At 70.4% G+C, this 26,755-nt stretch carries 2 protein-coding genes; both read left to right on the forward strand.

Translation table 11 applies throughout. The features are described from left to right. Positions 1-37: 37 nt before the first annotated feature. The gene (locus O7625_RS18685) at positions 38-16,558 is read left to right on the forward strand and encodes a type I polyketide synthase (protein WP_282340214.1); all 16,521 of its coding nucleotides are present in this window, start codon (positions 38-40) and stop codon (positions 16,556-16,558) included. 38 nt (positions 16,559-16,596) lie between these two features. Continuing rightward, positions 16,597-26,751 (forward strand): type I polyketide synthase, encoded by a 10,155-nt coding sequence (locus tag O7625_RS18690; RefSeq protein WP_282340215.1) that lies wholly within the window; start codon positions 16,597-16,599, stop codon positions 26,749-26,751. Positions 26,752-26,755: the final 4 nt, after the last annotated feature.

Here is a 26,755-nt window from a genome sequence, read left to right on the forward strand (position 1 = left end):
GTATCTGCCGACCGGGGACCACGCCCCGTCACGGGAGGTGGCACACGCCCTGGCCCGGCTCGCCGCCGACCACGGCTCCCGGGAGCCACGCGTGGCCGTCGTCGCCGACGGCCACGACGACCTGGCGGCGACCCTGGACACGCTCGCCGCCGGCGCAGACACCCCCGCGCTGGTCCGCGGCGAGCCGGTGGACGACGACCGGGTGCTGTTCGTCTTCCCCGGCCAGGGTGCCCAGTGGGACGGCATGGCCACCGAGCTGCTGGACACGTCACCGGCCTTCGCCCGACGGGTCGACGAATGCGCGCAGGCGATCGAGCCGTTCGTCGACTGGCCCGTCGGCGACGTGCTGCGCGGCCACGCGCCGGCCGGGCTGCTCCGACGGACCGACGTCGTCCAACCCTCGCTCTACGCCGTCACCCTCGGCCTGGTCGAAGCCTGGCGGGCCGTCGGCGTCGAGGCGTCCGCGGTCATCGGGCACAGCATCGGCGAGGTGCCCGCCGCCGTCGTCGCCGGCGTGCTCGACCTCGACGACGGCGCCCGCGTCATGGCCCGCTGGAGCCAGGCCCAGCAGACCCTGGCCGGAGCGGGCGCGATGGTCTCCGTCCTCGCGCCGCTCGACACCGTCCGTCGGATGCTCGACCGCTGGGAGGGCCGCCTCGTCGTCGGCGTCGTCAACGGCCCCACCTCGGTCGTCGTCACCGGCGACGCCGACGCGGCGGACGAGTTCCGGCGGGCCTGCGACGAGCGGGGCATCCACGCCCGGACCGCGGCGGTCGCCCACGCCGCCCACTCGGCGCACATCGACCGCATCGTCCCCCGAATGACGGCCGACCTGGCCGGCATCCGTCCGCGTCCGGCCACGCTGCCCGTGTTCACCGCCGCGCGCGGCGGACCGCTGGGCGCGACGCCCGCCGACGTCGACTACTGGTGCCGTTGCCTGCGGGAGGTCTCCCGCTTCGACCTGGCCACCGAGGCGGCCCTGGCCGCCGGCTACCAGCTCGCCCTGGAGGTCAGCCCGCACCCCGTGCTCACCGCCGCGATGGTGCAGACCGCCGAGCGCGCGGACCGCCCGTTGGCCGCCGTCGGCTCGCTGCGCCGTGGCCAGGGCGGGCTCCGCCGCCTGGCCACCTCCCTGGCCGAGCTGTGGGTGGCGGGCGGCCCGCTGACCCCGGCCACCGTCTACGGCGACACCGCCACCACGTTGCCCGCCGACCTCGGCCGGCGGCTCTACGAGCGGCCGGCCGGGGACACCGTGCCGGGGCCCTCCACCCTGGCGGCCGAGCTGATCGGCCTGGACCGCGCCGAACAGCGGGACCGCCTGATCGACCTGATCCGCCACGAGTGCGCCGGGCTCGGGGTGGACACCTTCGCCGAGGACCGGACGTTCAGCCAGCTCGGCTTCGACTCCGTCACCGGCATGGCCGTCCGCGACCGGGTGGTGGCGGCGACCGGACTGCGCATTGCGGCCACCGCCATCTTCGACCACCCGAGCCCCCGCCGCCTCGCCGAGTTCCTGCACGCCGAACTCGTCCCCGGGTGGGAGGACACCCCGGCGGACGCGGCGTCCCCGGCACCGGCCGACGACGACCCCGTCGTCATCGTCGGCTGGGGCTGCCGCCTGCCCGGCGGGGTGACCGGTCCCGAGGAGCTGTGGCCGCTGCTCGTCGACGGCGCCGACCTGGTGTCCGAGTTCCCCACCGACCGGGGCTGGGACAGCGAGGCCGCCCACCAGGAACCGCCCACCGGGCCGGGCCGCTACTACCAGCGCGAGGCGGGCTTCCTCTACGACGCCGCCCTGTTCGACGCGGACTTCTTCGGCATCTCCCCGCGCGAGGCGCTGGCGATGGACCCGCAGCAGCGCCTGCTGCTCGAAACCACCTGGGAGACGATCGAACGGGCGGGCATCGACGCCACCACCCTGCGCGGCAGCCGGACCGGGGTGTTCGTCGGCGCGATGGGCATGGAGTACGGCCCCCGGCTCGACGAGGGCTCCGGACACGAGGGCTTCGCCTTCACCGGCAACACCATCAGCGTTGTCGCCGGCCGCGTCTCCTACACGTTCGGGTTCGAGGGTCCGGCGGTGACCGTCGACACGGCGTGCTCGTCGTCGCTGGTCGCCCTGCACCTGGCCGTGCAGGCGGTACGCCGGGGCGAGTGCCCGCTGGCGGTGGCCGGCGGCGTGACCGTGATGCCCAGCCTCGGCATGTTCGTCGAGTTCAGCACGCACGGCAACCTCGCACCGGACGGGCGGTGCAAGTCGTTCGCTGCGGCCGCGGACGGGTTCGGCCTGTCGGAGGGCGCCGGTGTGCTGCTGGTGGAGCGGCTGTCGGACGCCCGGCGCAACGGTCACCAGGTGCTGGCCGTGGTACGGGGTTCGGCCGTCAACCAGGACGGCGCGTCGAACGGGCTGACCGCCCCGAACGGCCCGTCCCAGCAGCGGGTGATCCGTCAGGCGCTCGCCTCGGCGGGTCTGTCGGCGGCGGACGTGGACGTGGTGGAGGCGCACGGGACCGGAACCCGGCTGGGCGACCCGATCGAGGCGCAGGCCCTCCTGGCGACGTACGGACAGGATCGTGACCGGCCGCTGCTGCTGGGTTCGATCAAGTCGAACATCGGTCACACCCAGGCGGCCGCGGGCGTCGCTGGGGTGATCAAGATGATCCTGGCGATGCGCCACGGCGTGGTGCCGCAGTCACTGCACGTCGACGCGCCGAGCCCACAGGTGGACTGGTCGGCCGGCGCGGTGGAGCTGGCGGCGCGCACCGGTGACTGGCCGCGGGTGGACCGTCCCCGTCGCGCCGGCGTCTCGTCCTTCGGCGTCAGCGGTACCAACGCCCACGTCGTCCTGGAGCAGGCACCGCAGGCCGTGCCGGAGCCGGCCGTCGAGGTCGAGGTCGACGGTCCGACGGTGTGGACGGTGTCGGCGCGGTCGGCCGACGCGTTGCGGGCGCAGGTCGGCCGGTTGGCGGCATACGTCGAGCAGCGGCGGGAGGTGTCGGCGCAGGCCGTGGCGTCCGGGCTCGCCGCACGGGCGGTGCTGCCCTACCGGGCGGTCGGGGTCGGCGTCTCGCCCCCGCAACTGCTGGCGAGCCTGCGGGCCGCACCGCAGCCGGTCGCCACCGGCGAGGCGGCCGTGGGGTGGCTGTTCCCGGGCCAGGGGTCGCAGCGGGCGGGCATGGGGCTGGGGCTGGCGGCGCGCTTCCCGGTCTTCGCCCAGGAGTTCGCCCGGGTGTGCGACCTGCTCGACGGGCTTCTGCCGCGACCGTTGCGTGCGGTGGTCGCCGAGGGCGGCCCGTTGCTGGACCGGACCCGCTACGCCCAGCCGGGCCTGTTCGCGGTGCAGGTGGCGCAGGTGGCGTTGCTGCGCTCGTTCGGGGTGCGGCCACGGGCGCTGGTCGGGCACTCCGTCGGCGAGTACGCCGCGGCGGTCGCCGCCGGCATCCTCGACCTGGCGGACGCCTGCCGGATGGTGGCGGCGCGGGCGGCCCTGATGGACGCGCTGCCCGCCGGTGGGGCGATGCTCGCCGTGCAGGCCGGCGAGTCGGCGGTGGCCGGTCTGGGGCTGGACGTGGCGGCGGTCAACGGCCCGGACCAGGTGGTGCTCTCCGGCCCGGAAACCGCGGTCGACGCCGCCGCGGACCGGTTGACGGCGGCCGGGGTACGGGTCCGCCGGCTCCGGGTGTCGCACGCGTTCCACTCGGCGTCGATGGAGCCCATGCTCGCCGAGTTCGCCCAGGTCGCGGCGTCGGTGGAGTACCGGCCCGCGCGGGTGCCGATGGTGTCGAGCGTGGAGGTCGGCGCGGAGCTGACCGTGCCGGACTACTGGGTGCGTCAGATCCGGCACACGGTCCGGTTCGCCGACGCGATGGCCGCGGTGGGCACCGGGACCTGTGTCGAGGTGGGTCCGGACGCGACGTTGACGGCGATGCTGCCCGATCACCGGGTGGTGCCGGTGTCGCGCCGGGACGCCGACGAGGCGGTCACCTGGCTGACCGCCCTGGGTGCCCTGCACACCGCCGGGGTGCCGGTGGACTGGGCACCGGTGTCGCCCACGGTGGCGGCACCCGACGACCTGCCGACGTACGCGTTCCAACGGCAACACTTCTGGCTGCCGCCGCGACCCGCCGCGGCGGCCGACCCGGACGGCGACGGGGGGTTCTGGGCGGCGCTGGAGCGCGGCGAGATACCCCTTGACGAGAAACTCGCCCCGCTGCTGCCCGCCTTCGCCGCCTGGCGGCACCAGCAGCGGGACGAGGCCGAACTGCGCCGCTGGTGCTACCGCGAGACGTGGACCAGCGTGCCCCGGCTCGACCGCACCCGACGCCCCGGCCGGTGGCTGGTGGTCGCCGACGACCGCGACCCCGGCGGCTGGGGCGCCCTCGCCGCCACCGCGCTGACCGCGGCCGGCGCCGACGTCACCACCCTGACGGTGGATCCCGGGTCGCCGCCCGAGCCGATCGGGGACGACTACGACGGGATTCTCTCGCTGTGCGACGTCGACGGAGGGGACGACCCGGAAGCCGCCGTGCCGGTCGGCCTCACCAGCGTGCTCGGGCTGCTCCAGGCCGTCCCGGAGACGGCACCCGGTCGCCTGTGGGTGGGCACCACCGGCGCCGCTGAGCACCCCGCCGCCGCGGCCACCTGGGGCTTCGGCCGGGTGGCAGCCCTCGAACACCCCACCCGGTGGGGTGGTCTCGTCGACCTACCCGCCGCAAGCCGGGCCGCCGCCGACCGCCTCGTCGACGTGCTGCTCTCCGACAGCGGCGAGGACCAGCTCGCCATCCGGACGGGCGGAGTCCTCGCCCGCCGGCTGGAGCGGCTGCCGCTGACCCGGCACGCCACCGACGACACGTCGTGGACACCGCACGGCACGGTACTGATCACCGGGGGAACCGGTGCGCTCGGAGCGGGCGTCGCCCGATGGGTGGCGCAACGCGGCGCGGACCACGTCGTCCTGCTCAGCCGGCGTGGCCCGGACGCGCCCGGTGCCGCCGGCCTGGTACGGGACCTGCGGGAGCACGGCTGCGACGTGACCGTCCTCGCCTGCGACGTCGCCGACCGGGACCAGGTCGCGGACGCGCTGCGGACCGTCGGCGCGGTCACCGCGGTCTTCCACACCGCGGGGGTCCTCGACGACGGGGTGATCGCCTCGCTGTCGCCGTCCCGCTTCGCGACCGTCCTGGCCGCCAAGGCACACTCGGCACGCCTGCTCGACGAGCTGACCCGGGACCACCCGCTGACCGCGTTCGTGCTGTTCTCCTCGGTCGCCGGCACCATCGGCACCCCCGGACAGGCCAACTACGCCGCCGCCAACGCGTACCTCGACGCCCTCGGCCGCTCGATGCGCAGGGCCGGACGCCCCGCGGTGGTGATCTCCTGGGGTCCGTGGGCAGGCGCGGGCATGGCCGACGGCGTCCGCGAACTCCGTCGTACCGGCTACACCGCGCTGCCACCCCAGCGGGCACTGGCCGCCCTGCGACACGTCCTCGACCGTGGCGACACCTCGGTGACGATCGCCGACATCGACTGGGAGAGGTTCCCGGCCGCCTTCACCGCCACCAGGCCCAGCCCGCTGCTGAGCAACCTCGCCGTCGCCGCGCCACCGGCACCGGACCGGCGGCCGATCGCCGAACTCGGCGAACTCGCCCCGGCGGCACGCCGGGCACGCCTCAGCGACCTCGTCCGCGAGCACACCGCGCTCGTGCTCGGCGAGCCCGACCCGAGGCGCATCGACATGGAACGGGCCTTCAAGGACCTCGGCTTCACCTCGCTGAGCGCCGTCGAACTCCGCAACCAGTTGTCGACAGCCGTCGGCGAACCCCTCTCCGCGACCCTGGCGTTCGACTATCCGTCGCCGGTGGTGCTGGCTGGTCATCTGGATGAGGTGTTGTTCGGTGGTGTGGGTGTGGGGTCGGCCTCGGTGTCGGGTTTGGGGGTGGTGGAGGGGGATCCGGTGGTGATCGTGGGTATGGCGTGTCGTTTTCCGGGGGGTGTGTGGTCGCCGGAGGATTTGTGGGATCTGGTGGTGGGGGAGCGGGATGCGGTGGGTGGTTTTCCGGTGGATCGGGGTTGGGATGTGGGTGGGTTGTTTGATCCGGATCCGGATCGGGTGGGGACGAGTTATGCGTGTGAGGGTGGGTTTTTGTATGGGGCTGGGGATTTTGATGCGGGGTTTTTTGGTGTTTCTCCGCGTGAGGCGTTGGCGATGGATCCGCAGCAGCGGTTGTTGTTGGAGGTGTCGTGGGAGGTTTTGGAGCGGGCGGGTATCGATCCGCTGTCGCTGCGCGGTAGCCGTACCGGGGTGTTCGTCGGAAGCAACGGTCAGGATTACCGCCCGGCCGACGCGAACGTTCCCGCCGAGGTGGAGGGTCATCTGCTGACCGGGAATGCCGCTAGCGTGGTCTCCGGTCGGGTGTCGTACACGTTTGGTTTTGAGGGTCCGGCGGTGACGGTGGATACGGCGTGTTCGTCGTCGTTGGTGGCGTTGCATTTGGCAGTGCAGTCGTTGCGGTTGGGTGAGTGTGATCTGGCGTTGGCTGGTGGGGTGACGGTGATGGCGACGCCGGGGGTGTTTGTGGAGTTTTCGCGGCAGCGGGGGTTGGCGGTGGATGGGCGGTGTAAGTCGTTTGCGGCGGGGGCGGATGGGACGGGGTGGTCTGAGGGGGTGGGGGTGTTGTTGGTGGAGCGGTTGTCGGTGGCGCGGGAGTGTGGGCATCGGGTGTTGGCGGTGGTGCGGGGTTCGGCGGTGAATCAGGATGGTGCGTCGAATGGGTTGACGGCGCCGAATGGTCCGTCGCAGCAGCGGGTGATTCGGCAGGCGTTGGTGTCGGCGGGGTTGTCTCCGGCCGATGTGGATGTGGTGGAGGGGCATGGGACGGGGACGCGGTTGGGGGATCCGATTGAGGCGCAGGCGGTGTTGGCGGCGTACGGGCAGGATCGGGTGCGGCCGTTGTTGTTGGGGTCGGTGAAGTCGAATATCGGTCATACGCAGGCGGCGGCGGGTGTGGCTGGTGTGATCAAGATGGTGTTGGCGATGCGGCATGGTGTGGTGCCGAGGTCGTTGCACATCGATGCGCCGACTCGGCAGGTGGATTGGTCGGCGGGTTTGGTGGAGTTGGCGGTGGAGCGGAGTGTGTGGCCTGGGGTGGGTCGGCCGCGTCGGGCGGGGGTGTCGTCGTTCGGGGTGAGTGGGACGAACGCGCACGTGATTCTGGAGCAGGGGCCGGATCCGGAGTGGGTTGCGGTGTCGTCGGGCTCGGATTCTGTTTCTGGATCGGATGCTGCCGAGGGTGTGGTCTCCGGCTCTGTTTCAGGTTCGGATTCGGATTTTGGTTCGATTGTGGTGTCTGGGGATGTTGTGGTGCCGGTTGGTGCTGATGTTGCTGGCAATGGTGCTGGGGCTGATGTGGATGGTCCGGTGGTGTGGTTGGTGTCGGCGCGTTCGTGGGAGGGGTTGGTGGGGCAGGTTGAGCGGTTGGAGGGTTTCGTGTCGGGGGTGGGTTCGGGTGTGTCGGTGGGTTCGGTGGCGGTGGGTTTGTGGGGTCGGGCGTTGTTGCCGTTTCGGGCGGTGGGTGTGGGTGGTTCGGTGGAGGAGTTGTTGGCTGGTTTGCGGGGTTCTTTAGGTTCGGGTTCGAATTCGTCGGGCGGTTCGGGTTCGGGTTCGGGTTCGTCGGGTGTTCCTGGTTTGGTTTCTGGTTCTGGTTTGGGTGTGGTGTTGGTGTTTCCGGGTCAGGGGTGGCAGTGGGAGGGGATGGCGTGTCGGTTGTTGGTGGAGTCGGGGGTGTTTGCGGGGGCGATGGGGGAGTGTGATCGGGTTTTGTTGCCGTGGGTGGGTTGTTCGGTGGTGGGGGTGTTGTTGTCGGGTGGGGTGGTGGGTGGGGATGTGCGGGTGGTGCAGCCGTTGATGTGGGCGGTGATGGTGTCGTTGGCGCGGGTGTGGGGGTCGTTGGGGGTTGTTCCGGTGGGGGTGGTGGGTCATTCGCAGGGTGAGGTGGCGGCGGCGGTGGTGGCGGGGGTGTTGTCGTTGGAGGAGGGTGCGCGGGTGGTGGCGGTGCGGGCGGGTGTGGTGGGGGAGTTTTTGTCGGGTGGTGGTGGGGGGATGTTGTCGGTGTGGTTGTCGGTGGAGGAGGTGCGGTTGCGGTTGGTGGGTGTGGTGGGGGTGTCGGTGGCGGCGGTGAATGGTCCGGGGTTGTGTGTGGTGTCGGGGGATCGTGGGGTGTTGGGGTCGGTGGATTGGGGTGGGGCGCGGGTGCGGTGGGTGGATGTGGATTATGCGTCGCATTCGGTGCAGGTGGATGTGGTCGAAGGAGTCCTACGGGAGCGTTTGGGTGTGGTGGGTTTTCGGTCTGGTGTGGTGCCGTGGTATTCGACGGTGACGGGTGGGTTGGTGGATGGTGGGGGTTTGGATGCGGGGTATTGGTTTGAGAATTTGCGGGGGGAGGTGCGTTTTGAGGATGCGGTGCGGGCGGCGGCTCGTGATGGGTTGTGTCGGTTTGTGGAGGTGTCGGGTCATCCGGTGTTGTTGGCGGGGGTGGCGGACATGGTGCCGGGGGGTGTGGTGACGGGGACGTTGCGGCGCGGCGATGGCGGTATGGGGGATGTGCTGCGGGCGGCGGGTGTGTTGTGGGTGGCGGGGGTGGGGGTTGATTGGGGTTCGGTGATGCCGGTGGGGGTGGCACCGGCCGAGTTGCCGACGTATGCGTTTCAGCGGGAGCGTTTTTGGCTTGAAGGTCATACCGGAGACAGTGGTAGTGGTGGTGGGGTGGTGCGGTTGGGTGACGGTGGTGTGGTGGTGTCGGGTCGGGTGGGTGGTGGGGATTCGTGGTGGGGGGATCATGTGGTGGGTGGGGTGGTGTTGGTGCCGGGGGCGCAGTTTGTGGAGTGGGTGGTGGGTGCGGGTGATGTGGTGGGTTTATCGGTGGTGCGGGAGTTGATGGTGCAGGTGCCGTTGGTGGTGGAGGGGTCGGGGTTTGTCGAGGTGCAGACGGTAGTGGCCGGAGACGGCCGGGTGGTGGTCTATTCCCGGAACGCGAACGACGATGGGAATCGTAATGGGAATGGGAATGGTGGCGGTGATGGGGATGGCGATTGGGTGTGTCACGCGACGGGTTTGTTGGCTGCTGCTGCCGATGTGAATGTGTCGGATGGGGTGTCGGCATTGCCGGTGGAGTTTGGTTCGGCGTGGCCGCCGGTGGGTGCGGTTCCGGTGTCGGTTGAGGGATTTTATGAGGGCTTGGCGGCGCGGGGTTATGAGTATGGTCCGGTGTTCCGGGGTGTGCGGGCGGTGTGGGTGGGTGGTGGTGAGGTTTTCGCTGAGGTGGAGTTGCCGGTGTCGGGGCATGAGGGTGTCGGGCGGTTGGTGATTCATCCGGCGTTGTTGGATGCGGCGTTGCATGCGGCGGTGGTGGTGGGTGGGGGTGCTGATGGTGGTGGACCGGTGGTGTTGCCGTTTGCGTGGCAGGACGTGGTGGTGCATGCGACCGGTGCGACCGAGGCGCGCGTACGGATGCGGGTTGACGGGGATCGGCTGTCGGTGGTCTTGACCGATAGTGGTGGTGGGTTGGTGGCGACGGTGGGTTCGTTGGTGTTGCGGCCGCTGCCGGACCAGCTGCCAGCCAGGACGGTGCGAGACCTCTACACCATCGACTGGATCGACGCCGGCCAGGTCCGCCACGGTGGCCAACTCAGCCAGGTCAGCCAGGCCGGGGAGGCGAACCAGGTCGGCCATGCCGGTCAGGGCAGCCAGTTCGGTGCGGTCGACCTCGGTGTGGTGGAAGCTGAGTTGCCGGTGTGGGACTGCGCGGGTGCCGACCTGGCTGATGTTCTGGCCGGGGTGCAGGAGCGGTTGGCTGCCGACGAGCGGCGGTGGCTGGTTCTGGTCCCTGGTGGTCAGACGGTTCCGGACGCGGCGGCGGTGTGGGGTTTGTTGGCGTCGGTGCAGACCGAGCACCCCGACCGGTTCGTACTGGTCGACACCGTAGACCCGGCGGTGGCGCGGGCGGCGGTGGCGGTGTGCGACGAGCCGCAGCTACAGGTGGATGACGACGGCCGTGTTCGGGTGCCCCGCTTGGTGCGGGCCGCGCCGGCCAAGGGCGATGTCGGGGTTGATTTCGGTGCCGGCCCGGTGTTGATCACCGGTGGTACTGGCACGTTGGGTGGTCTCCTGGCCCGGCATCTGGTGCGCAGGTACGGGGTGGACGACCTGGTCCTGGTCTCGCGCCGTGGCCCGGGCGCCCCGGGTGCCGACGGGTTGGTGCGGGATCTGCCGGGGGCTCGGGTGGTGGCGTGTGATGTGGCTGATCGGGAGACGTTGGCGGCGTTGCTCGACGAGGTTCGGCCGCGTGTGGTGGTTCATGCGGCCGGGGTGCTCGACGATGCCACGATCGTCAATCTGACGCCGGAGCGGTTGCAGGCGGTCTTTGCCGCCAAGGCCCGCAGCGCGTACCTCTTGCACGAGTTGACCCGCGACCGGCAGCTCGACGCGTTGGTGTTCTTCTCCTCGGCCGCCGGTGTGTTCGGCTCGGCGGGTCAGGCCAACTACGCCGCGGCGAACGCCTACCTCGACGCCCTGGCCCGACAACGGCGGGCACAGGGACTACCCGGTCAGTCACTCGCCTGGGGCCTCTGGGACAGTGAAAGCGCGATGACCGGCTCGGCCGATCGCGAGCGCCTGGAGCGGTCCCGGGTACTGCCGATCGGTGACGAACTCGGGCTGCGCCTGTTCGACGCCGCACTCCGGGTGGACGCTCCCGTGGTGATGCCGGCGCGTTTGCGCCTGACCGGCTCCACAGAGGTGCCCCCGCTGCTGTCACAGCTGGTCAAGGTGATTCGTCCCGTGGCCGCGACTGGCGAGGGGGACGCCACCTGGGCTCGCCGTCTCGCCGTCCTGGACATGGAGCACCGCCGTGCCGACATCCTGCGGCTGGTGTGCGGACAGGCGGCTGCGGTTCTCGGCTTCCGCGACGAGGGACGGATCGAGCCCCGCTCGGCCTTCCGGGACATGGGCTTCGATTCGCTGACCGCGGTAGACCTGCGCAATCGTGTGGCTGCGCAGTTGGACGTACGGCTGCCGGCCACGCTGGTCTTCGATTATCCATCACCTGTGGCGCTGGCCGCCCACCTCGACGAGCTGGTGTTCGGTTCGCCGCAGCCCTCGGAGGTGCCCGCGACGGCGACCGCGACGCAGGAGGACCCGATCGTCGTCGTCGCGATGGCGTGCCGGTTCCCCGGCGGTGTGTCCTCACCCGAGGATCTGTGGCAGCTGCTCACGGATGGCGCCGACGTGATCGGTGATCTGCCCACCGACCGGGGCTGGGACCTGGCCTCGCTCTACGACCCGACTGGAGAGAAGCCGGGGACCGCCTACACCCGACACGGTGGCTTCCTGTACGACGCTGCGGATTTCGATGCTGATCTGTTTGGGATTTCGCCGCGTGAGGCGTTGGCGATGGATCCGCAGCAGCGGTTGTTGTTGGAGGTGTCGTGGGAGGTGTTGGAGCGGGCGGGTTTGGATCCGTTGTCGTTGCGGGGGAGTCGGACGGGTGTGTTCGCGGGGTTGATGTATCACGATTACGGGTCGCGGGTGCGGTCGGTTCCGGTGGAGTTGGAGGGTTATTTCACGAACGGTAATGCGGGGAGTGTGGCGTCGGGTCGGGTGTCGTACACGTTTGGTTTTGAGGGTCCGGCAGTGACGGTGGATACGGCGTGTTCGTCGTCGTTGGTGGCGTTGCACCTGGCGGCGCAGTCGCTGCGGGCCGGGGAATGCGACATGGCACTCGCCGGCGGGGTATCGATCATGGCGACGCCGAGTGTCCTTGTGGAGTTCTCCCGGCAGCGTGGGTTGGCCGCCGATGGCCGGTGCAAGTCCTTCGCGGCCGCGGCTGACGGCGCGGGCTTCTCCGAGGGTATCGGTCTGGTGCTGCTGGAGCGGTTGTCGGTGGCGCGGGAGCGTGGGCATCGCGTCCTGGCGGTGGTGCGGGGTTCGGCGGTGAATCAGGATGGTGCGTCGAATGGGTTGACGGCGCCGAATGGTCCGTCGCAGCAGCGGGTGATTCGGCAGGCGTTGGTGTCGGCGGGGTTGTCTCCGGCCGACGTGGATGTGGTGGAGGCGCACGGGACGGGGACGCGGTTGGGGGATCCGATCGAGGCGCAGGCCGTGTTGGCGGCGTACGGGCAGAATCGTGACCGGCCGTTGTTGTTGGGGTCGGTGAAGTCGAACATCGGTCATACGCAGGCGGCGGCGGGTGTGGCTGGTGTGATCAAGATGGTCCTGGCCATGCGGCATGGTGTGGTGCCGAGGTCGCTGCACGTCGACGCGCCGACTCCGCAGGTGGACTGGTCGACCGGTGCGGTGGAGCTGGCGGTCCAGCGGACGGCGTGGCCTGAGGTGGGTCGGCCGCGTCGAGCGGGGGTGTCGTCGTTCGGGGTCAGCGGCACGAACGCGCACGTGATCCTGGAACAGGGACCGGATTCGGAGTGGGCGTTGGTGCGGTCGGATTCGGATTCGGATTTGGATTCCGGTTCCAGTTCCGTTGTGGTTTCTGGGGATGTTGTGGTGTCGGCTGGTGCTGTTGTTGGCGGCGTTGATGCCGATGATGCCAATGGGGTTGGTGGTCCGGTGGTGTGGTTGGTGTCGGCGCGTTCTGAGGTGGCTTTGCGGGGGCAGGTTGAGCGGTTGGAGGGGTTTGTGTCGGGGGTGGGTTCGGGTGTGTCGGTGGGTTCGGTGGCGGTGGGTTTGTGGGGTCGGGCGTTGTTGCCGTTCCGGGCGGTGGGGGTGGGTGGTTCGGTGGAGGAGTTGTTGGATGGTTTGCGGGGTTCTTTAGCTGCTGGTGCTGGTGCTGGTGCTGGTGCTGGTGCTGGTTCTGGTTCTGGTTTGGGTGTGGTGTTGGTGTTTCCGGGTCAGGGGTGGCAGTGGGAGGGGATGGCGTGTCGGTTGTTGGTGGAGTCGGGGGTGTTTGCGGGGGCGATGGGGGAGTGTGATCGGGTTTTGTTGCCGTGGGTGGGTTGTTCGGTGGTGGGGGTGTTGTTGTCGGGTGGGGTGGTGGGTGGTGATGTGCGGGTGGTGCAGCCGTTGATGTGGGCGGTGATGGTGTCGTTGGCGCGGGTGTGGGGGTCGTTGGGGGTTGTTCCGGTGGGGGTGGTGGGTCATTCGCAGGGTGAGGTGGCGGCGGCGGTGGTGGCGGGGGTGTTGTCGTTGGAGGAGGGTGCGCGGGTGGTGGCGGTGCGGGCGGGTGTGGTGGGGGAGTTTTTGTCGGGTGGTGGTGGGGGGATGTTGTCGGTGTGGTTGTCGGTGGAGGAGGTGCGGTTGCGGTTGGTGGGTGTGGTGGGGGTGTCGGTGGCGGCGGTGAATGGTCCGGGGTTGTGTGTGGTGTCGGGGGATCGTGGGGTGTTGGGGTCGGTGGATTGGGGTGGGGCGCGGGTGCGGTGGGTGGATGTGGATTATGCGTCGCATTCGGTGCAGGTGGATGTGGTCGAAGGAGTCCTACGGGAGCGTTTGGGTGTGGTGGGTTTTCGGTCTGGTGTGGTGCCGTGGTATTCGACGGTGACGGGTGGGTTGGTGGACGGTGGGGAACTGGATAGCGGGTATTGGTTTGAGAATTTGCGGGGGGAGGTGCGTTTCGAGGATGCGGTGCGGGCGGCGGCTCGTGATGGGTTGCATCGGTTCGTGGAGGTGTCAGGCCACCCGGTGTTGCTGGCCGGGATAGCAGACATGGTGCCTGGGGGTGTGGTGACGGGAACACTGCGGCGCGGCGATGGGGGCATGAAAGACCTGCTACGGGCAGCAGGCACGCTGCATACAGCAGGAGTAGCGGTGAGTTGGGATTCGGTGATGCCCGTAGGGGTGGCACCGGCTGAGTTGCCGACGTATGCGTTCCAGCGGGAACGTTTCTGGCTGGACGGCAACACCGGAAACAGCGGCAGTGGTAGTGGCGGTGGTGGGGTGGTGCGGTTGGGTGATGGTGGTGTGGTGGTGTCGGTGGAGATTGCGGTGGGGGTGGGTTCGTGGTGGGGGGATCATGTGGTGAATGGAGTGGTGTTGGTGCCGGGGACGCAGTTTGTGGAATGGGTGATCGGTGCGGGTGATGTGGTGGGTTTGTCGGTGGTGCGGGAGTTGATGGTGCAGGTGCCGTTGGTGGTGGAGGGGTCGGGGTTTGTCGAGGTGCAGACGGTGGTGGGTGGGGATGGCCGGGTGGCGGTGTATTCCCGGAATGGGAATGGTAGTGGTGGCGGTGATGGGGGTGGTGATGATTCGTGGGTGTGTCACGCGACCGGTTTGGTCGTGGAGAACACCGACGTGAATGCAGGTGTGGATGTCGACGTGAATGCAGCATGGCCGCCGGCGGGCGCGATTCCGATACCGGTGGAGGGTGTGTACGAGCGTCTGGCCGATGTTGGTGTGCGGTATGGCCCGGTGTTCCAGGGGTTGCGGGCGGCGTGGCGGGTTGACGGGGAGTTGGTCGCCGAGGTGGCTCTGGACGATGTGGGTCGTGCGGAGGCGGACCGTTTCAGGGTGCATCCGGCGTTGTTGGATGCCGCGTTGCACCTCGCGGCGCTGTACGAGCCCAGTGGTCCGGCGGAGCCGCTGTTGCCGTTCGCGTGGCAGGACGTGGTGGTGCATGCGACGGGTGCGACAGAGGCGCGGGTGCGGATGCGGGTCGTCGGCGACACGCTGTCGGTGACTCTGACCGATCTGGACGGAGCACCGGTGGTCACCGTCGGTTCGTTGGTATTGCGGGCGCTACCGGACCAGCTGCCCGTCAAGGTGGTCCGGGATCTTTACACGGTCGACTGGATCGACGCCGGCCGGATCAGCCAGGACAGCCAGGCCGGTGAGGCCAGCCAATCCGGTGCGGTGAGCCGGGCCAGCCAGGCCGCCCAGATCAACCACGCCGGTCAGACCAGCCAGACCAGCCAGTCCGGTGGGGCCGGCCTCGGTGGGGTGGAGGCCGCGTTGCCGGTGTGGGACTGCGCGGGTGTCGATCCTGCTGATGCGCTGGTCGGCGTTCAGGAGCGGTTGGCTGCCGATGACCGGCGGTGGCTGGTGCTGATCCCTGATGGTCAGACAAGCCCGGATGCGGCGGCGGTGTGGGGGTTGTTGGCGTCGGCGCAGACGGAGCACCCGGATCGGTTGGTGCTGGTCGACACGGCGGACCCGACGGTGGCGCGGGCGGCAGTGGCGGTGTGTGGGGAGCCGCAGCTACGGGTCGACGACGACGGCCGCATCCAGGTGCCCAGGTTGGTGCGTGCCACGCCGGGCGAAGACGGGCAACAGCCGGACTTCAGCACCGGGCCGGTGCTGATCACCGGTGGCACCGGCACGTTGGGTGGTCTCCTTGCCCGGCATCTGGTGCACGAGTACGGCGCGAACGACCTGGTGGTGGTGTCCCGCCGAGGTCCGGACGCGCCGGGTGCCGCCGGGTTGGCCCGGGACCTGCCGCAGGCGCGGGTGGTGGCGTGTGACGTGGCGGATCGGGAGGCGTTGGCGGCGTTGCTCGACGAGGTTCGACCGCGTGTGGTGGTCCATGCAGCGGGGGTGCTCGACGACGCGACGGTGGGCAACCTGACGGCAGCTCAGGTGGAGTCGGTGTTCCGGGCCAAGGCCGTCGCCGCGCGGCACCTGCATGAGTTGACCGACGAGCTGTGTGCGTTGGTGTTCTTCTCGTCGGCGTCGGGGGTGTTCGGTGCGGCGGGGCAGGCCAACTATGCGGCGGCGAACGCCTACCTCGACGCCCTGGCCCGCCAGCGGCAGGCGCAGGGACTACCCACGCAGTCACTCGCCTGGGGTCTCTGGGAAACCGGCAGCACCATGACCGCGGCGCTCGACACCACCAGGGCGTACCAGGGTGTCCTGCCGATGTCCGACCGGCATGCCCTGGCACTGTTCGACGCTGCCCTGCGTACCGGCCGGCCCGCCCTCGTGACGGCCACTCTCGATCTGCGCCCACGGGCCGACGCGTCACCGCTGCTCCGGGCACTGTTGCCGGTCGACCGGCGGACGGCGGCCGGCGACACGCCGGACCGGGCCGCCGCGATGCGGGCGCGACTGGCCGGACGGGATGCCGAGGGCCAGCTGTCCGGCCTGCTCGATCTGGTCCGCGGGCAGACCGCCCAGGTGCTGGGGCACTCCTCGCTGTCGACCATCGGCGCCGGTCGGCCGTTCAAGGATCTGGGCTTCGACTCGCTGACCGCCGTCGAGCTGCGTAACCGTCTCAGGACGGTGACCGACCTGAGCCTGCCGGCGACCCTGGTGTTCGATCATCCGACGCCGGCCGCCCTGGCCGGGTACCTGCGGGCGGAGCTGTTCGGCACCGCCGTCCGGCCGTCGCTCGTGGACCAGCTCGCCCAGCTCGAAAACGCCATGGCCGCGGCGGTCGGCGGCAGCGACGAAGAGCTCGACGCGGAACTGCGCGACGACATCACCGTACGGCTGAGGGCACTGACCGCGATGTGGGGCGACCTGCGGCGACGGGACGACGGCACGGACATCGGCGGGCGACTGGACGACGCCAGCGACGACGAGATCTTCCAGTTCATCGACAGCAAATTCGGCGACTCCTGACGGCCCTGGCCCGTCCTCGCAGAGATTCGGGAAACCACATGTCCAACGAAGCGAAGCTCCGAGAGTATCTGCGGCGGGTCACGGCCGAGCTGCAGAGCACCGACGAACGCCTGCAACGGCTCCAGGCGAGGGCGACCGAACCGATCGCCATCATCGGTGTCGCCTGCCGGTTCCCGGGCGGGGTCAGCTCACCGGAAGACCTGTGGCGTCTCCTGGTGGAGGGGCGCGACGTCGTCTCGACATTCCCGACGGACCGGGGATGGGACGTGTCCGCCCTCTACGACCCGTCGGGCGAGCGGCCGGGAACCATTCACGCCAGGGAGGGCGGATTCCTCTACGACGCCGCGGACTTCGACGCCGAGTTCTTCGGGATCTCACCGCGCGAGGCGCTGGCCATGGATCCGCAGCAGCGGCTGCTGCTGGAGACGTCCTGGGAGGCGATCGAGCGGGCCGGTATCGACCCGCACGCGATGCGGGGCAGCCGCACCGGCGTCTTCGCCGGCCTGATGTACCACGACTACGCCGCCCGGCTGCCCGAGATGCCGGCGAACGTCGAGGGATATCTGGGCCACGGCAACGCGGGCAGCGTCGCATCCGGCCGGGTCGCGTACGCGCTGGGCCTGGAGGGGCCGGCGGTGACCGTCGACACCGCCTGCTCGTCCTCACTGGTGGCCCTGCACCTCGCGGCGCAGGCCCTGCGGTCCGGGGAATGCTCGCTCGCACTGGCCGGCGGCGTCACCGTGATGTCCACACCCGACGTGTTCGTCGAGTTCTCGCGGCAGCGGGGCCTGGCCAGGGACGGCCGGTGCAAGCCGTTCGCCGCCGCGTCGGACGGTGCCGGGTTCTCCGAGGGTGTCGGGCTGGTCCTCGTCGAAAGGCTCTCCGACGCGGTCCGCAACGGTCGGGAGATCCTCGGCCTGGTCCGGGGCTCCGCGGTCAACCAGGACGGCGCGTCGAACGGACTGACCGCCCCGAACGGTCCGGCGCAGCAGCGCGTCATCCGGGACGCCCTGGTGGCCGCCCGGCTCGGCACCGGCGACGTCGACGCGGTCGAGGCGCACGGCACCGGCACCAACCTCGGCGACCCGATCGAGGCGCAGGCGCTGATCGCCACGTACGGCCAGAACCGGCCGGCCGACCAGCCGTGCTGGCTCGGCTCGGTCAAGTCGAACCTCGCGCACACCCAGGCCGCCGCCGGCATCGCCGGCGTCATCAAGATGGTGCTGGCGATGCGGTACGGGACGCTGCCGCAGTCCCTGCACATCGACGAGCCGACGCCGCACGTCGACTGGAACGCGGGATCGGTGGCCCTGCTCCGGGAGGCGGTGCCGTGGCCGGAGACCGGCCGTCCGCGCCGGGCGGCGGTGTCGTCGTTCGGCATCAGCGGCACCAACGCCCACGTGGTGCTCGAACAGGCACCGGCGGCCGCCGAGCCCGAGCCGGGTCCGGGAGTGGACGGACCACTGCCGTGGGTGCTCTCCGCGCGCGGCGGACCGGCGCTGCGGGCGCAGGCCGGGCGGCTGCTCGACCTGCTGCGCGACCGGCCCGACGCCGATCTCACCGACCTGGCCTACTCGCTGGTCACCACGCGGGCCGCCCTGGAGCGCCGGGCCGTCGTCTGCGGGCGTTCCCGGGCCGATCTCGTACGCGGACTGGAGTCCCTGCTCCGGCAGGAGCCCGCGCCGCAGGTCGTCACCGGCGAGGCCGAGGGGGAACGACGGGTCGTCCTCGTCTTCCCCGGGCAGGGTGCCCAGTGGGCGGGCATGGGCGCCGAACTCCTCCGGTCCTCGCCGGTCTTCGCCAGCGCCGTGGCCGACTGCGAGGCCGCGCTGACGCCGTACGTCGACTGGTCGTTGCGTGACGTGCTCACCGGCGAGCCCGGTGCTCCCGGCTACGACCGCATCGACGTCGTGCAGCCGGCGCTGTTCGCGGTCATGGTGGGGCTCGCCGCCCTGTGGCGCTCGCACGGGGTACGGCCGGCGGCCGTGGTCGGTTCGAGCCAGGGCGAGGTGGCGGCGGCGTACGTCGCCGGCGCGATCAGCCTGGAGGACGCCGCCCGGATCATCGCCGAGCGCAGCAAGCTGTTCGCCGAGGCGCTGGTGGGCAACGGTGCGGTCGCCTCCGTCGCGGCCACCGCCGAGCAGGTGGCCGCGGCGCTCGCCGACTGGCCGGGCACGCTGGCCATCGCCGGTGTCAACGGGCCACGGTCCACCACCGTCGCCGGGGACGTGGCGACGCTGACGGCGTTCGTCGCCGACCGCGAGGCCGCCGGCTGGCAGGCGCGGATGGTGCCGGCCACCGTCGCGTCGCACTGCGAGCAGGTCGACCCCCTGCACGACCGGCTCGTCGGACTGCTCGACGGAGTCTCGTCCCGCACCGGTGAGGTGCCGTTCTACTCCACCGTGACTGGCGGTCCGCTGGACACCGCCGAACTCGGCCCGGAGTACTGGTTCCGCAACGCCCGGCGACCGGTCGACCTGATCGGCGCGGTACGGTCGCTGCTCGCCGACGGGTACGACGCGTTCATCGAGGTCAGCGGGCATCCGGTCCTGTCCACCCCGGTGCAGGAGACCGCCGAGGAGGCCGGCGCGCAGATCCGGACGGTGCACTCGCTGCGGCGCGACTCCGGCGGCGCGGACCGTTTCCTGCTGTCGCTGGCCGAGGCGTACGCCTGCGGGGTGCCCGTGGCCCTGGAGACCCTGTTCGAGGGCGCGGGAGCACGGCGGAGCGCGCTGCCGACGTACCCGTTCCAGCGGGAGCGATTCTGGCTGGACGCCGACCCGGCCGCGCCGACGCAGGACGCCGGCCGTCCGGACGGGGAGTTCTGGTCCGCGGTCGAGGCCGGCGACGTCGACCGGCTGGCGACCGACCTCGGCGTCGACGCCGACCAGCAGCGTACGCTCGCCGGGCTGCTGCCCGCGCTCAGCTCGTGGCGACGGCGGCAGCGTGAGCGCGCCGGTGTCGGCCAGTGGATGTACGACGTGGCCTGGGTGCCCAGGCCGGTGCCGTCCGGGCGGCTCGGCGGCCGGTGGCTGCTGATCACGCCGGACGACGACCGGCAGGGCTGGGTACCGGTGGTGTCCGCCGCCCTCGCCCGGTCCGGTGCCGAGGTGGTGACGCTCGCCGCGACCGCCGACCCGGTCGGCGAAGGGCGCTTCGACGGCGCAGTATCCCTGCTCGGCCTGGACGAGTCACCCCACCCCGCCGCGGCCGTCGTTCCCCACGGGCTCGCGGCGACCCTGGACCTGCTGCGGACCCTGCGCGCCGCGCCGACACCCGTACCACTGTGGACCGTCACCTGCGGCGCCGTGGCCGTCGGCGACACCGAACACGTCACCCGGCCCGCCCAGGCGATGCTGTGGGGCCTGGGCCGGGTCGCCGCCCTGGAGACGCCCCACTCCTGGGGCGGCCTGATCGACCTGCCCGACGCGCCGAACGTGAACGCCGCCAGCCGCCTGACCGACGTCCTCGCCGGCGGCACCGCCGACGACGACCAGATCGCCATCCGGGCCGGCGGGGTCCTCGCCCGCCGCCTCGTCCGCAGCCCCGTCACCGGTGCCGCGTCGTGGCGACCGGACGGCACCGTGCTGGTCACCGGTGGCCTCGGCGGCGTCGGCGCCAACGTGGCCCGATGGCTGGCGAAGGAGGGTGCCCGCCACCTGGTGCTGACCGGGCGGCGCGGCGCGGCGACCCCCGGCGCCGCCGAACTGCAGGCCGAGCTGACCGCGCTCGGCGCGACGGCCACCGTGGTCGCCTGCGACGTCGCCGACCGGGACCAGGTCGCCCGGATGCTCGCCGACCTCGACCCGGACGTTCCCCTGACGGCGGTCTTCCACGCCGCCGGGGTCGGCGACACCGGATCCCTCGCCGAGACCGACCCGGCCACCCTCGGGCACCTGCTCGCGGCGAAGGTCGACGGTGCGCGGCACCTCGACGAACTGACCCGCGACCGGCCGCTGACCGCGTTCGTGCTGTTCTCCTCCGGCGCCGGCGTCTGGGGCGGCAGCAACCAGGGCGGATACGCCGCCGCGAACGCCTACCTCGACGCCTTCGCCTCCTGGCGGCGCGGCAACGGCCGCACCGCCACCGCGATCGCCTGGGGCACGTGGGACGGCCCCGGCATGGCCGACGGCGCCGCCCGCGAGCAGCTCACCGACTGGGGCCTGCGGACCATGCCGGTCGAACGGGCGACGGCGGCGCTCGGCGCGGTGCTCGGCGCGGACCGGACCACCACGACCGTGGCCGACGTCGACTGGGAGCGGTTCGTCGGCACGTTCGCGGTGGCCCGGCGGACCTCGCTGTTCGACGACATCGCCGAGGGCGGCACGAGCGCCCCGGGACAGTTCGACACCGCAGCCACCCGGACGGTCGAGGAGCTCCGGGGCCTCGACCCGGCCCAGCGGCGGGAGGCGCTGCTCGACCTGGTGCTCGGCCACACCGCGACGGTGCTCGGGCACGAGTCGGCGGACCGGCTGGACGTCCGACGTGCCTTCAAGGAGCAGGGTTTCGACTCGCTCACCGCGGTCGAACTGCGCAACCGGATGTGCAAGGCCACCGGTCTCACCCTGCCGACCACCGTGGTCTTCGACCATCCCACCCCGGCCGGGATGGCCGATCACCTGCAGGCCCGGCTCTTCGGCACCGACCTCCCGGTGCCGGTTGGTGACGGGCAGAGCATCGCCGCCGACGACGACCCGATCGTCATCGTCGGGATGACCTGCCGGTTCCCCGGCGGCATCTCTTCCGCCGAGGACCTGTGGCAGGTGTTGATGGAGGAGGGTGACGTCATCTCGCCGTTCCCCACCGACCGGGGCTGGGACCTCGACGCCCTCTACCACCCGGACCCGGAACACCCCGGTACCACCTACCTGCGTGAGGGAGGCTTCCTCGACGGGGCGGCCGACTTCGATGCCGCCTTCTTCGGGATCTCCCCGCGGGAGGCCCTGGCCATGGACCCGCAGCAGCGACTCCTCCTGGAAACCTGCTGGGAGCTGCTCGAACACGCCTGCATCGACCCCCATACGATGCGCGGTACCCCCACCGGCGTCTTCGTCGGAAACAACGGGCAGGACTACACGATCGGCCTGCGGACCATCCCCGAGGAGGTCGAAGGCCATCTGCTGATCGGCAACGCGGCCAGTGTCGTCTCGGGCCGGGTCGCCTACACGTTCGGGTTCGAGGGGCCTGCGGTGACCGTCGACACGGCGTGCTCGTCGTCGTTGGTCGCCATGCACCTGGCCGTACAGGCACTGCGTGCGGGCGACTGCCGGATGGCCGTTACCGGCGGCGTCACCGCGATGTTCAGCCCGCGCGCCTTCGTGGAGTTCTCCCGGCAGCGTGGGCTGGCCGCCGACGGCCGGTGCAAGTCCTTCGCGGCCACGGCGGACGGCACCGGCTGGTCCGAAGGTGTCGGCCTGGTGCTGCTGGAGCGGCTGTCCGACGCCCGCCGGGCGGGGCACCGGGTGCTGGCGGTGGTACGCGGCAGTGCTCTGAACCAGGACGGTGCGTCCAACGGCCTCGCCGCGCCGAGCGGGCCGGCACAGCAGAAGGTGATCCGGGACGCGTTGCGATCGGCCGGCCTGTCCCCCGCGGACGTGGACGTGGTGGAGGCACACGGGACGGGGACGCGGTTGGGGGATCCGATCGAGGCGCACGCGGTGCTGGCGACGTACGGCCAGGATCGGGAACGGCCGCTGCTGTTGGGGTCGGTGAAGTCGAATCTGGGGCACACGCAGGCCGCAGGCGGGATCGCTGGTGTGATCAAGATGGTCCTGGCGATGCGGCATGGTGTGGTGCCGCGGTCGCTGCACATCGATGAGCCGAGTCCACAGGTGGACTGGTCCGCGGGGTCGGTGGAGTTGGCGGTGGAGCGGAGTGTGTGGCCTGAGGTGGGTCGGCCGCGTCGGGCCGGAGTGTCGTCATTCGGGGTGAGTGGCACGAACGCCCACGTGATCCTGGAACAGGGACCGGAACCGCAGTGGTCGTTGATGCCGTCGGCCTCTGATTCCGTTCCGGGCTCGGATTCTGCTGTGGGTGTGGCTTCGGGATTGGTCTCGCATTCTGCTCCAGACTCGCATTCGGGTTCGGTTCTGGCTTCTTCTCATTCTTCTTTAGTAACTAGTTCTAGCTCTGGTTTGGCGCCGTCAGATTCCGATGCGGGTTCGGTTGTGGTGTCTGGGGATGTTGTGGTGTCGGTTGGCACTGATGTTGCCGGCAACGGCAATGGGAACGGCAATGGGGGTGGTGCTGATGGTGATGGTGGTGTGGTGGTGTGGTTGGTGTCGGCGCGTTCTGAGGTGGCTTTGCGGGGGCAGGTTGAGCGGTTGGAGGGTTTCGTGTCGGGGGTGGGTTCGGGTGTGTCGGTGGGTTCGGTGGCGGTGGGTTTGTGGCGTCGGACGTTGTTGCCGTTCCGGGCGGTGGGGGTGGGTGGTTCGGTGGAGGAGTTGTTGGGTGGTTTGCGGGGTTCTTTGGCTGCTGGTGCTGGTGCTGGTGCTGGTGCTGGTTCTGGTTTGGGTGTGGTGTTGGTGTTTCCGGGTCAGGGGTGGCAGTGGGAGGGGATGGCGTGTCGGTTGTTGGTGGAGTCGGGGGTGTTTGCGGGGGCGATGGGGGAGTGTGATCGGGTTTTGTTGCCGTGGGTGGGTTGTTCGGTGGTGGGGGTGTTGTTGTCGGGTGGGGTGGTGGGTGGGGATGTGCGGGTGGTGCAGCCGTTGATGTGGGCGGTGATGGTGTCGTTGGCGCGGGTGTGGGGGTCGTTGGGGGTTGTTCCGGTGGGGGTGGTGGGTCATTCGCAGGGTGAGGTGGCGGCGGCGGTGGTGGCGGGGGTGTTGTCGTTGGAGGAGGGTGCGCGGGTGGTGGCGGTGCGGGCGGGTGTGGTGGGGGAGTTTTTGTCGGGTGGTGGTGGGGGGATGTTGTCGGTGTGGTTGTCGGTGGAGGAGGTGCGGTTGCGGTTGGTGGGTGTGGTGGGGGTGTCGGTGGCGGCGGTGAATGGTCCGGGGTTGTGTGTGGTGTCGGGGGATCGTGGGGTGTTGGGGTCGGTGGATTGGGGTGGGGCGCGGGTGCGGTGGGTGGATGTGGATTATGCGTCGCATTCGGTGCAGGTGGATGTGGTCGAAGGAGTCCTACGGGAGCGTTTGGGTGTGGTGGGTTTTCGGTCTGGTGTGGTGCCGTGGTATTCGACGGTGACGGGTGGGTTGGTGGACGGTGGGGGTTTGGATGCGGGGTATTGGTTTGAGAATTTGCGGGGGGAGGTGCGTTTCGAGGATGCGGTGCGGGCGGCGGCTCGTGATGGGTTGTGTCGGTTCGTGGAGGTGTCGGGTCATCCGGTGTTGTTGGCGGGGGTGGCGGATATGGTGCCTGGGGGTGTGGTGACGGGAACACTGCGGCGCGGCGATGGGGGCATGAAAGACCTGCTACGGGCAGCAGGCACGCTGCATACAGCAGGAGTGGCGGTGAGTTGGGATTCGGTGATGCCCGTAGGGGTGGCACCGGCTGAGTTGCCGACGTATGCGTTCCAGCGGGAACGTTTCTGGCTGGACGGCAACACCGGAAACAGTGGCGGTGGTGGGGTGGTGCGGTTGGGTGATGGCGGTGTGGTGATCTCGGAAAAGATTCCAGCGGGGGTGGATTCGTGGTGGCGAGATCACATGGTGAACGGAACGGTCCTGGTGCCCGGAACACAGTTCGTCGAATGGGCCATCGGCGCCGGCGACCTGGCAGGGCTGCCAGTGGTACGGGAGCTGATGGTGCAGCTGCCGCTGATGCTGGAAGAACCGGCATCTGTTGAGGTACAGACAGTGGTGACCGGAGACGGCCGAGTAGCCGTGTACTCCCGCAGTGGGAGTGGTGACGGCGACGGTGATTGGGTGTGTCACGCGACCGGTCTGCTGGCCGAAACCACCGACGTGAACGTGCCAGGTGACGTTGGTGCTGTTGTGGAGGTGTCGGGGGGCAGTTCCACTGTGGCACCGGTGCTGTCAGGCGCCGGTGCGGCGTGGCCGCCGGTGGGCGCGGTTCCGGTGTCTGTCGACGGTTTCTACGAGGGCTTGGCGGCGCGGGGTTATGAGTATGGTCCGGTGTTCCGGGGTGTGCGGGCGGTGTGGGTGGGTGGTGGTGAGGTTTTCGCTGAGGTGGAGTTGCCGGTGTCGGGGCATGAGGGTGTCGGGCGGTTGGTGATTCATCCGGCGTTGTTGGATGCGGCGTTGCATGCGGCGGTGGTGGTGGGTGGGGGTGCTGATGGTGGTGGACCGGTGGTGTTGCCGTTTGCGTGGCAGGACGTGGTGGTGCATGCGACCGGTGCGACCGAGGCGCGCGTACGGATGCGGGTCGATGGAGACCGCTTGTCGGTGACGTTGACCGATACCGACGGCGGACCGGTAGCCACGGTGGGTTCGTTGGTGTTGCGGCCACTACCGGACCAGCTACCGGCCAGGACGGTGCGAGACCTCTACACCATCGACTGGATCGACGCTGGTCAGATCGATCACGCCCCCCAGCTCAACTACACCGACCAGCCCGGCCAGGCCGATGAGGTCAGCCACGCCGGTCAGCCTGGGCGAGCCGACCAGGTCGGTGAGGTCAGCCAGTTCGGTGGGGTGGAGGCCGACTTGCCGGTGTGGGACTGCGCGGGTGTCGGACTGGCTGATGTCTTGGCTGGGGTGCAGCGGCGGTTGGCTGCTGACGAGCGGCGGTGGTTGGTTCTGGTTCCGGGTGGTCAGACGTGCCCGGATGCGGCGGCGGTGTGGGGGTTGTTGGCATCGGCGCAGACGGAGCACCCGGACCGTCTGGTGCTGGTCGACACCGCAGACCCGAAGGCGGCGCGGGCGGCGGTGGCGGTGTGCGACGAGCCGCAGCTACGGGTGGACGACGACGGCCGTATCCGGGTGCCGAGGATGGTACGTGCCGCGCGGGCCGAGAGTGCTGCCGGGGTTGATTTCGGTGCCGGTCCGGTGCTGGTCACCGGTGGTACTGGCACGTTGGGTGGTCTCCTGGCCCGGCATCTGGTGCGCGGGTACGGGGTGGATGACCTGGTGTTGGTGTCGCGTCGTGGTCCGGACGCGCCGGGTGTCGAGGAGTTGGTGCGGGATCTGCCGGGGGCGCGGGTGGTGGCGTGTGATGTGGCTGATCGGGAGGCGTTGGCGGCGTTGCTCGACGAGGTTCGACCTGGTGTGGTGATCCACGCGGCGGGGGTGCTCGACGACGCCACGATCGCCAACCTGACGCCGGAGCGGTTGGAGACGGTCTTTGCCGCCAAGGCCCGCAGCGCGTACCTGTTGCACGAGTTGACCCGCGACCGGCAGCTCGACGCGTTCATCCTCTTCTCCTCCGCGTCAGGGGTGTTCGGGTCGGCGGGTCAGGCCAACTACGCGGCGGCGAACGCCTATCTGGACGCGCTGGCCCGGCAACGCCGGGCACAGGGACTACCCGCGCAGTCACTCGCCTGGGGCCACTGGTCGCAGGACAGCGAACTCACCGGGCGGCTGAACAGCGCTGACCGCCACCGACTGGTTCGCCACGGCGTCGTGCCGATGAGTGACGAGGAAGGTCTGGCCCTGTTCGACGCGGCCCTCCGGTCGGGCGCTCCCCTCCTCGTACCGGTCAAGCTGGAGCTGACCGGGTACGCCGGGCAGACGGTGCCGCCGCTGCTGTCCGGCCTGCTGACCGGGAGCCGCCGGACCCTCGCCGTCGCGGGAGGGCCGCCGGGCGACCTGGCCGGGCAACTCGCCGGCCTGGAACCGGGGACGCAGTACGAACGTGTCCTCGACACCGTGCGGTCGCTGGCCGGCCGGGTGCTCGGCCACGGCCCGACATCGGTCATCGGACCGGACCAGGCGTTCAGGGATCTGGGCTTCGACTCGCTGCTCGCTGTCGAGCTGCGCAACCGGCTGAACGCCGAGACCGGCCTGCGGCTGCCCGCCACGCTCGTGTTCGACCATCCCACCCCGGCCGCCGTCGCCGCCCACCTGTGCAGGGAACTCGGGCTCGCAACGGATGCGGAGACACCCGAGGAGGCGGAGGAACGCGAGTTCCGGCAGAAGCTGGCCGGTATCCCACTGGCCCGGCTCCGGAGTTCGGGAGTGCTCGACCTGGTGCTGCGGCTGGCCGGTGCCGAGGACACGGCCGAACCCGGCGAGTCCATCGACGATCTGGACGCCGAGAGTCTGCTGCGGCTCGCCGCACAGCAGACGTCGTCCTGATCCG

This window comes from Micromonospora sp. WMMD714, from assembly GCF_029581315.1.
Taxonomy (GTDB): Bacteria; Actinomycetota; Actinomycetes; order Mycobacteriales; family Micromonosporaceae; genus Micromonospora; species Micromonospora rifamycinica.

Excerpts from the sequence above, each read along its gene's own strand:
- O7625_RS18690 (WP_282340215.1), top strand. The coding sequence starts at position 16,597 with ATGTCCAACGAAGCGAAGCTCCGAGAGTATCTGCGGCGGGTCACGGCC.